A 9,804-nucleotide genomic window follows, 5' to 3' on the forward strand; every position below is an offset into this window, starting at 1 on the left:
AAATGCAGAAGAAGGGGTCAGAAGTCATGGGTGGAGAGCCAGTCGGCGTAGTCGCCGAGGGCCCGCTGCAGCGGCCAGGCCGATTCGTAGCCGAGATCCGCGGCTGCGGAAGCGATGCTGAAGTGGCCCTGCAAATCCAGGGTTGGATCCGTCCCGGGCCCGATCTCCACGGTGGCGTCCGGGAATGCGATGCGGACTTCTTTGACGACGTCGCTAAGTGTCCAGTACTCGGTGCCGGAGATGTTGTAGGCCAGGGGCCTGGCCGAGGCCGTTTCTGGTGCCTGGACTGCCGCCAGGATGGCAAGAGCGACGTCGCGGACGTAGACAAGGTTGTAGCGGTGGTCGGCTCCGTGGTCCTGTGAGAATGAACCGTCGCGGACTACGCCGCGCATAATGTCCCGCATGACTTCATCCATGCGGTTTCCGGGTCCGTAAACCTGGCCGATGCGCAGGGAAATGACGTCGATTCCATACCTGTCGCCGTAGACCTGTCCGAGCCATTCCCCGGTAACCTTCGTCACGGCGTAAGGCGTCATCGGATTTACTGGCTCCGATTCGAGAACCACCGGCGCTGAGGTCTTTCCGTACACGCACTCCGACGAGAAGTTGATGATCCGTTTGACGCCGTGGAGTCGTGCCGCCTCGAAAACCGCCACCGTTCCCTCGACGTTGGCGGCAAAGGTTGCCAGGGGAAAGCTCAGGGAATAGGTCGGGTGGGATATGGCGGCGGTATGGACGATGGTGTCGACGTCGTGCGCCTTGAATACTTCGAGGAGACGAGGGATATCGAACAGTTCGCCCTGGACGGAAACGACGTCGGGGCGTGGAGCCTCGATGAAGTCCCGGTTGTAGCTGACCGTTTGATGGCCGGCGTCGGCGAGTTCGTTGACGATGTGGCGTCCGGTGAATCCGGCACCACCTGTGACCAGAACAGAGCTCATGTGATGTTGCCTTTTTTGTAGGTGCGTTGGATGTGGGATTCAATGTCCAAGGGGGAACGTCGTGGTCCGGCCACCGTCGACAACAAGGTTTGTTCCCGTGACATACGAGGATTCAGGACCCAACAGCCACAGCGCAGCAGCTGCAATCTCCTCCGGCAGGGCGAATCGGCCAAGCGGCACGGACGCTTCGTCCCTGGCGCGTTCTTCTTCGTTCGCGAACTCGGCCGCAAGCATCGGAGTATCAGTCGTCCCTGGCGACAGTGCGTTGACCCGGACGCCGGCAGGTGCGAGTTCGGCGGCCAGTGACCGCATCATCGACAGGACGCCGCCCTTGGTCGCGGTGTATGCGGTGTAGCCTGCTTGGCCGACGAGTGCCAGCTCACTGGCAGTGCAGACCAGCGATCCACCGCCGTTGGCCGAGAGCGTTCGCGCCGCTGCCCTGGCGAAGTGGAAAGTGCCGGTCAAGTTCACCCGGATCAGTCCCTGCCACAGCTCGTCGGACGTTTCGGCGATGGGCGCAACACTGGAGATTCCTGCAGCGTTGAAGGCTCCGCTCAGTGGTCCGAGTTCAGCTTCCGCCCGGGCGAAGGCGCTATCGACCTGTTGGGACTCAGATACGTCGGCTTCGAGGAAGATCACAGCGCCCGAGAGTTGGCCTTTTGCGTCTTCAAGCAGACGGTCCGGGAGACCGACAGCTGCAACCTTTGCCCCTTGCGCCAGAAGGGCCCGGGTGGTCGCGAGACCGATGCCGGAGCTGGCTCCGGTGACAAGGTAGGCCCTGTCCTGAAAATGGCTCATGTCTTCTCTTCCCCGTTGGATGTGGAAAGGCGGGCAGCATGCCCCCGGTCACGATTCGGGGGCATACGCCGGATTTACCGATTAAACTTTGATGGCTGATTTAGCCAACGAGCGCACGAGTGTGGTCGTTGAGGAACATGCCGCGGGGGTCGAACTCCCGGCGTATCTGGATGAAGGTGTCAAGCTCCGGGTAGAGACGCTCCAATCGGCTCCTCGTCATGAAATGGATCTTTCCCCAGTGCGCGCGGGGCTCGAATTCCTGCAGCACCGCATCCGCATCCCGGAAGAAGGGCCAGTAGTCGGTCCCGGGTTCGGTGGTCAGGGTGATGACGGTGGTGTCGCGTCCTTGGAACTGGGACATATAGCCTTCGTCGGCTTTCACCCAGCGGACCTCAACGGGGTACTTCTGGTCGGAATGCTTGGTGCGGATCAGGTCCTGGACGGCTTGGACGGCCGCCAGACCGTGTTCGCTGGGAACGAAGTACTCGAGTTCATGGAACGGTGTGGTGAATCCGCCCGGGTAGATGCGGTACGACCGGTCCAGCCGGGCACCTTCCGTGCGGGAAATTTCGCGCTCGTCCTGGACCTGGGCGATGTTGTACCGCTTGGTGTAGCTGCGGTTTGCCATGCTCTGGCCCGGCGAACCGGGCAGGTCCAGGAGCTCACAGGAATCGTCGTCCGGGCACCAGAGGAACGAGTAGTGCCGGTTCCCGTCGATGTCGGCCTGCCAGGTTGCCGCGGTCTCCGCCCAGGTGGGGTACGTGATCTGCTCCTGCAGGTAATAGCGGTCCTCGACCGCCATTTCGACCTCCAGGAAGATTCCGAGCGTCCCCAAGGCGACCTGGGCGGCCCTGAGTTCGCGGAGTTGCCCTTCGCCGATTTCGACGATTTCGCCGTAACCGTTGATCAGCCGGACCCAGCGCAGTGCTGATGAGAAGCTGCCCAGATTCCTTCCGGAGCCATGGGTGCTGGTCGCCAGTGCCCCGGCGATCTGCTGCTTGTCAATGTCGCCCTGGTTGCCCAGTGCCAGCCCCTGCTCCCACAGCGGATCGCCAAAGGCGTTGATTGTGGTGCCGGCCAGGGCCCGTGCGCGGCGCCGTATGAGGTCGGTTCCGGTGATTGCCGAGAGTGCGGACATGTCCATCAGGACGCCGCCCGTCTGAACCAGCGGAGAGGACGAATGCCCTGAGCCGACCGCGCGTACGGGCAAACCTTCCCGGATGGCGAACCGGACGGCGTCGAGCGCCTCCTGTTCATTCCGCGGCCGGACGGTGAAGGCTGGCGTCGCGCTCTGGTTTCCGCCCCAATTGGTCCACGTTACGTCTGTTCCGAAAGGAGCGGACGGCGTCGCGGCACGGGCGGACGACGCGGCGTGGTGATGATTCGTGGTGGTCATTGCTGCGCTCCGATGCTGGTCTTAAGGCTCATGCGCCGTGGTTGATCATGACGTGCTTGGTCCGGGAGTAATCGTCCAAGGCATACAGCGAGAGGTCGCGGCCATAGCCGGATCCCTTGAATCCGCCCCACGGAACCTCGCAGGCCAACACCAGGTGTGAATTGACCCAGACGGTGCCGAAATCGAGCTGCTTCGGAACCCTGAGCGAGAGGCTCGAATCCCGGGTCCATACCGAGGCGGAAAGCCCGTAAGGACTCTCGTTGGCCCGGATGATGGCCTCTTCAGTGGAGCTGAAGGACTCGACGGTGACGACTGGGCCAAAGATTTCGTGGGTAGCAATATGCGCCCCGGCCGGGACGTTGCTGATTACGGTGGGTTCAATGAAGTAGCCGGGGCCTTCCAAGGCCGAGCCGCCGATGGCCACCTGCAGGCCAGCAGCTTCTGCCTCGGCAAGGGCTTCCTTCACGCGTTCGAAGTGCGGGCGCGAAATCATGGGACCGATTTCCACGTCTTCCCCTGCGCCCGGAGCGCCGACGACGAGCGTGCTGACTTCGCGTACCAGGTGTTCGGTGAACTCCTCGGCCACGGACTCGTGCACGAGCACACGGCAAGCGGCGCCGCAGTCCTGGCCGGCATTCCAGAAGCCGGCGTTTCGCACGCCGGCGGCGGCGGCGCGGAGGTCGGCGTCGGGGAAGACAACAACCGGGGCCTTGCCGCCGAGCTCCAGATGGACGCGCTTGACAGACCTGGCCGCGGTCTCCGCGACTGCCTGTCCGCTGACGACGCTCCCCGTCAGCGCAATGAGCGCCACATCAGGGTGTTCGGAGAGTCGCTGCCCGACGGTTCGGCCCTTTCCCGTCACGACGTTGAGGATGCCATCGGGGATGCGCCCGGCGACAAGTTCTGCCAGCTTCAGCGTAGAGAGCGGCGTCTGTTCCGAGGGTTTGAGGACGATGCTGTTTCCGGCGGCGAGGATGGGCGCGATCTTCCAGGCAGCCATCAGCAGCGGGTAGTTCCAAGGGGTGATGACGCCGACGACGCCGACGGGTTCCCTGAGGATGACCGAGGTGTGTCCGGTGGCGTAGTCTCCGCCCGCCATGGAGGTCAGTGTGCGGGAAGCTCCGGCCATGAACCGGAAGGTGTCGATGGTGCTGGAGACATCGTCCTCCGCGACGGTTCGCGGTTTGCCGGTGTTGGCGGACTCGATGATTTCGAAGGCTTCACGGTTGGCTTCAATGATGTTGGCGATCAGGGAGAGCACCTCGGAGCGTTCCTTCGGTGTCGTGGTGCCCCAGGACTTCTGGGCCGCCACGGCTGCTTCAACCGCAGCGTCCACATCCGCGGCCGTGCCGGCCCGAACCGATGCGATGACCTGTTCCGTGGTGGGGTCGACGACGTCGATCAGCCGGGTCGCGGAACCGGAGACAAACGTTCCGCCGATGAAGTGCCCCGCCGGAGGCAAAACGGGTGGCAGGAGTCCGGCGCTGCTTTGCTCCGTTGCAGAGCGTCGGACTGTGAACCGCTCGAGGTCAGTGAGTGTCATGATATTTCGCCTTTGTTTTCTGCGCCGATCGCGGCGCCGGGAGTTTGGTGTAGGGGGTGTGGGCGGTATGTGCGCGGTGTGCCGGAGCGGGCGTTACGCCCGCGGCGCCTCAATCAGGTCACTTGCGAATGCGGGCGACTGAAAGGGGGCGGCTTCCGGCGTTTTCCGGAACAGGCGTGCCGCGAAGTAGTACAGGGGTGCAACAACCACCAGGCCGACAATCCACGAGAGGTCCACGCCGTTCATCGCTGCGGCAGCGGGGCCCGTGAACATCGCTGTCGCCGAGAACGGAACCTGGATCAGTGCGCCGGCAACATAGGCTCCGATCGCCACCCAGTTGAACCTTCCGTACACTCCACCGTCGCGCTTGAAGAAGTCTTCAACCCGGTAGTCGCCGTGCCGCAGGAGGTAGTAATCGACCAGGTTGATGGCCGTCCAGGGAACCAGGACGTACATCAGGAAGGAGAGGAAGTTCGTGTAGAAGAAGATGAAATTGTCACGGGCGAACAGCGCGATCATAAGGGCGAGGGTGAAGAGGAGGATTGACGCAATGGTCCGGGTCTTGGCGTGGGGCAACCAGGCCGGCCTGAACGTCTGCCCAATGGTGAGGGTGCATAGGACCCCGCAGTAGAGGTTCATGGCGTTCGACGCCGCAACGCCGAGGCAGAAGATTCCGATGATCACCATGGTCCATGGCCCGAGCAGGGCTCCCAGGCTACCTACTATTTCGACGCTGCTGCCATCGTTGATCAGTGCCAGTGCGAGCGTTCCCACCAGGGCACCCAGGACCATCGGGAAGAGAGTTCCCAAGACGCAGCCCGAGTAGGACGCCCAGAACGCCGGGGCCGAGCCGGTGCCCTGAGGCATGTAGCGGGAGTAGTCCGAGACGTAGGGAGCGTAGGCGAGCTGCCAGAGGGCGGAGACGGAGATAGTGGCCATGAAGCCGACCCAGTTGAAGTTTCCCTGGTCCAGGAAGCTGGCCGGCAATCCGTGGACGGCCAGGATCCAGACGAAGGCCAGCACCAGCGCCAGACCGGCCACGACGCTCAAGATGCGTGCATAGGCGTGGATGAGCCGGTAGCCGAAGATGGTGGCCACGACGCTCACGACGCCAATGACAATGATGCCTGCATCGACACTGATGCCCGGGGTGACTGCGGCCAGCGCTTGGCCGCCAAAGACGAGGTTCGCCGCAAAGAACCCGACGTACATGACCACCACGATGACCACGATCAGCAGTGCCCCGTACGAACCGAACTGCCCGCGGGTCTGAATCATCTGCGCCACGCCCAGCTGCGGGCCCTGGGCCGAATGCAGTGCCATGAAGATGCCACCGACAACGTTCCCAATGATGATTCCGACGATTGCCGGCACAAAGCTGAGCCCGAACACCGTCGTCGCGAGTCCCCCGGTCACGATGGTCATGATCATGATGTTGGAACCGAACCAGATGGTGAAGAGGTCCCGGGCCTTGCCATGGCGTTCGTGGGCCGGGATGGGTTGAATGGTCTTGTCCTCGAGCCGGGGTACTTCGGCTGTGACGGCGTGGGTGGGTCGAGCGTTCATGATGCGTTCCGGGAGTTCATGGGAACCTCTTTGTTCTGTCCCGGCACTTCGTCGAGCACGGGATCTGATGTATCAATCATTCGTGACTTTTGTCACAGTGGTAATCCGGCGATTGAATAGTTGCCGTAGACCTATTCATACATATGTATAAATCAGGTGCGATAGCCCAGGAGTTGTGGTCAGACAGTGGCCGCTTGCAGCTCCTCAGTGAGGTTGGCGGCCTTGCTGCGGTTCACCATCAGGGCGAGGAGGTCGAAGACCAGCGTCGCCGCGGCGACTGTGGTGATGTCTGCATGGTCGTAGGCCGGAGCGACCTCGACGACGTCGGCGCCCACAATGTTGATGCCGTTCAATCCGCGGAGCAGCGCGAGGAGTTCGCGGGAGTGGAGCCCGCCCATTTCCGGAGTGCCGGTGCCCGGGGCGTAGGCCGGGTCCAGGACGTCGATGTCGATGGAGACATAGACCGGGGTGTCACCCAGCCGCTCCTTGACGCGCTGGATCGCGGCCGGCACCCCGATGACGTCCAGGTCCGAGCAGCGGATGATCTGGAAGCCGAACTCGTGGTCGCGAAGGAAATCGTTGCGGTCATAAACCGGGCCGCGGATGCCAACGTGCATCGACTTGTCCTCGACCAGAAGGCCTTCCTCGAAGGCCCGGCGGAAGATGGTTCCGTGCGTGACCGGCTGATCGAAATAGGTGTCCCAGGTATCAAGGTGTGCGTCGAAGTGGAGCAGGGCCACGGGGCCGTGGACCTTATTCAGGGCCCGCAGCATCGGGAGCGCGATGGTGTGGTCGCCGCCAATGGAGATGAGCCTCTTGCCGGAGCCGGCGTCGCCAAGGAGCGGGAGGGCCTGCTCCTCGATCTCGCGGACTGCGCGGGCGATGTCGTAGGGGGTACAGGCGATGTCGCCGGCGTCCACAACCTGGGCTTCGTATACGGGCTCAACGTCGAGCTCCGGGTGGTAGCCGGGGCGCAGGAGCCGCGACGCTTCACGGACAGCGGCCGGACCGAAGCGGGCGCCGGGGCGGTAGGACGTACCGCCGTCGAACGGGACACCGACGATCGCAATGTCGTAGTCCGGGACCCGGTCAATCTGAGGAAGCCGGGCAAAGGTGCCCAGGCCCGCGTAGCGGGGAACTTTTGTTGCGTCGACAGGGCCGATTGGCTTGTGCATGGTCATGACTGGGGTCCTCCGGTTGCTGTGGTTTCAGTCGGCCTGGCAATTTCTTCCTGCGCCGGTCGAGGTCTATGCCTTAACTATTAGTGATCGGCGTCACGCGGTACATCCGCCGATTGACTACAAACAGCCGAGAGGCTTATACATATGTATAAGCGGCCCGGGGACGGCCTCCGGACTCATGAACAGGAACCGCGCATGGCGATCACCGTGGCCGAACTGCTAGCCGAACCCCAGCTGGGACTGAGCCTTCTGGCGGGCTCCGCCGGCCTGGACAACCGGGTCACCTGGGCCCATACCTCCGACCTGCCACGCCTGTGGGAATGGGTCACCGGCGGCGAGCTCATGATGACTAACGGGCTCTCCATTCCGGCCGATCCCGAGGGGCAGGTTGAGCTAGCCGAGGCACTGGTCAACGCAGGTGCCAGTGCACTGGCGATCGGCGAGCAGATGCATGCCCCTGAACTCTGTCCCGAGTTCCTCGAAGCCTGTGACCGCTTGCCGTTGCCGGTCATCAGCATCCCCTACCCGCTTCCGTTCATCGCCATCGCACGTTCGGTCGCTGAGTCTTCGTTGCTCGAAGAGTCCCGCAGGCTGCGCCAAACGGCCCGTATTTATGACCTGCTGCGGCTGGCGGGACCATCTGAGGACAACTGGCTGGGACTGATCCTGGGTATCGAAGCCGAACTCGATGCCCGCCTCTTCGTCATTGATCGACGGTGCCTGCACGCCTGGCATCCCGGAGGCCAGCCGCTGCCACCAGGCCTCAAACGGCAACTTGAACCGCTGACCAGCAAGTCACCGGTGGCCAGCAAGAAGTTCCAGTGGCATCGGTTGGGGGAAGGCCACCTTCTGATGATGGATATTCCGACCCACGCCAACGCGCTTCTGGTGGTGCTGCCGAAATCCGAACCGCTCCCGGACGCGGTAGTGCTGCTCCACGCAGCCACAGTCCTGGGACTCGAGCTGTCGCGGACGGTGCTGTCTCTCGAGAACCAGCGCCGGCTGGGTGCGGAGTTCCTTTTGCAGGCTTTTGACGGGCGCCTGGGCATAGCCGATATTGAAAGCCGACTGCCTGAGTTCGGGATTTCGTCACGGGAATTCCTCATCATCTCTATGTCCAGCGACGACGGTGAGCGCCTGGCAGGGATCCACGTTGATCTCTGGCGACACGGCTACCCGACGGCGTGCCAGCGCAGATTCGACACAATCCATTTGGCTGTCGCAGCAGACTGCACCGATGATCTGCTGCGACACACGGTCCCCTTGGACGTCATGATCGGGATCAGCCGGCCTTCCGCGGCCGCTGGTGTGCAGAGAGCTCTTCAGGAATCGATGTGGGCACTTGGGACGGCGTCAAGCACCGGCGAGCGGTTGGTCCGCTATGCCGAGGGACCCTCGTGGCTCGGGCTCACCAGCTTCGAGGAAGGCCACGCCCTGGTCCAGCGGCTCCTCGGACCCATTTTCGAGTACGAACAGCGGGAAAACGGGGACCTCATCGTCACGCTCAAGACGTTCCTCGACACGCAACGGTCCTGGCAGAAAACGGCAGCCGCCCTGTTCGCGCATCGGCAGACCATCATCTATCGCATCCGAAAGATCAGCGAGCTGACGGGCCTCGATATGACCGAAACCTCCACTCTGGCGCAACTGTGGTTTGCCCTGCAGATCCATGAAGCCATGGACCTCCACGACAATCCGCGGCGCCTGCCGTCGGCTGAGGTCAGCACTCCACGACGTTGACGGCGAGGCCGCCCATCGCGGTTTCCTTGTATTTCGAGCTCATGTCCTTGCCGGTTTCGCGCATGGTCACAATGACTTCGTCCAGGGAGACCCGGTGCGTGCCGTCGCCCCACAGCGCCATCTTGGCGGCGTTGATGGCCTTGGCGGCGGCGATCGCATTGCGTTCGATGCACGGGACCTGCACGAGCCCGCCGATCGGATCGCAGGTCAGGCCCAGGTTGTGCTCCATCGCGATTTCCGCGGCGTTCTCCACCTGCTGGGGCGTGCCGCCCATGACTTCGGCCAGGCCGGCGGCCGCCATCGACGACGCCGAGCCCACCTCGCCCTGGCAGCCGACTTCCGCCCCGGAAATCGAGGCCTGCTCCTTGTACAGCACCCCGATCGCGCCCGCGGTCAGCAGGAACTTAACCACGACGTCGTCGCGGTCGGCCTGGGTGGCCTTGTCCATGCCGGGGGCGAAGTGCAGCGCGTAATAGAGCACGGCCGGGATGATGCCGGCGGCGCCGTTCGTGGGGGCGGTGACGACGCGGCCGCCGGAGGCGTTTTCCTCGTTCACGGCCAGTGCGATCAGGTTGACCCATTCCTGCCAGTACTTCGGGTCCCGGAAGTCGGGGTCCTGATCCAGGGTTTCCTTCATCA

At 63.2% G+C, this 9,804-nt stretch carries 8 protein-coding genes; 1 reads left to right on the forward strand and 7 read right to left on the reverse strand.

Features of this window, described 5'->3' with window-relative positions:
- Positions 1 to 17: 17 nt before the first annotated feature.
- The 6 genes from B5X90_RS19500 to speB all read right to left on the reverse strand — a co-directional run bounded on the left by B5X90_RS19500 (position 18) and on the right by speB (position 7,425).
- Positions 18 to 941, reverse strand: coding sequence for an NAD-dependent epimerase/dehydratase family protein (locus B5X90_RS19500; RefSeq protein ID WP_079555563.1), 924 nt, complete (start codon positions 939 to 941; stop codon positions 18 to 20).
- A gap of 39 nt (positions 942 to 980) precedes the next feature.
- Positions 981 to 1,739 carry an SDR family NAD(P)-dependent oxidoreductase gene (locus B5X90_RS19505; RefSeq protein WP_079555564.1) on the reverse strand — a complete coding sequence of 253 codons (759 nt, stop codon included), beginning with the start codon at positions 1,737 to 1,739 and terminating at the stop codon, positions 981 to 983.
- A gap of 100 nt (positions 1,740 to 1,839) precedes the next feature.
- Entirely contained in the window at positions 1,840 to 3,135 is a 1,296-nt protein-coding gene (locus tag B5X90_RS19510; protein ID WP_079555565.1) for a D-arabinono-1,4-lactone oxidase, read from the reverse strand.
- A gap of 28 nt (positions 3,136 to 3,163) precedes the next feature.
- Positions 3,164 to 4,678 carry an aminobutyraldehyde dehydrogenase gene (locus B5X90_RS19515; protein WP_179129236.1) on the reverse strand — a complete coding sequence of 505 codons (1,515 nt, stop codon included), beginning with the start codon at positions 4,676 to 4,678 and terminating at the stop codon, positions 3,164 to 3,166.
- Between the two features lie 93 nt (positions 4,679 to 4,771).
- Positions 4,772 to 6,244, reverse strand: coding sequence for a purine-cytosine permease family protein (locus tag B5X90_RS19520; RefSeq protein ID WP_079555567.1), 1,473 nt, complete (start codon positions 6,242 to 6,244; stop codon positions 4,772 to 4,774).
- 179 nt (positions 6,245 to 6,423) lie between these two features.
- Positions 6,424 to 7,425, reverse strand: a complete 1,002-nt coding sequence (speB, locus tag B5X90_RS19525; protein ID WP_079555568.1) for an agmatinase — start codon at positions 7,423 to 7,425, stop codon at positions 6,424 to 6,426.
- 195 nt (positions 7,426 to 7,620) lie between these two features.
- On the opposite strand from speB, the gene B5X90_RS19530 reads away from it, so the two are divergent.
- Complete coding sequence (locus B5X90_RS19530) at positions 7,621 to 9,165, forward strand: PucR family transcriptional regulator (RefSeq protein WP_079555569.1); 1,545 nt, start codon at positions 7,621 to 7,623, stop codon at positions 9,163 to 9,165.
- Here the strand turns inward: B5X90_RS19530 and B5X90_RS19535 are convergent.
- A partial coding sequence (locus B5X90_RS19535) for an L-serine ammonia-lyase (protein WP_079555570.1) occupies positions 9,146 to 9,804 on the reverse strand: 659 nt, incomplete at its 5' end. The genes B5X90_RS19530 and B5X90_RS19535 overlap by 20 nt on opposite strands.

The organism is Arthrobacter sp. 49Tsu3.1M3, assembly GCF_900168135.1.
Classification (GTDB): Bacteria; Actinomycetota; Actinomycetes; order Actinomycetales; family Micrococcaceae; genus Arthrobacter.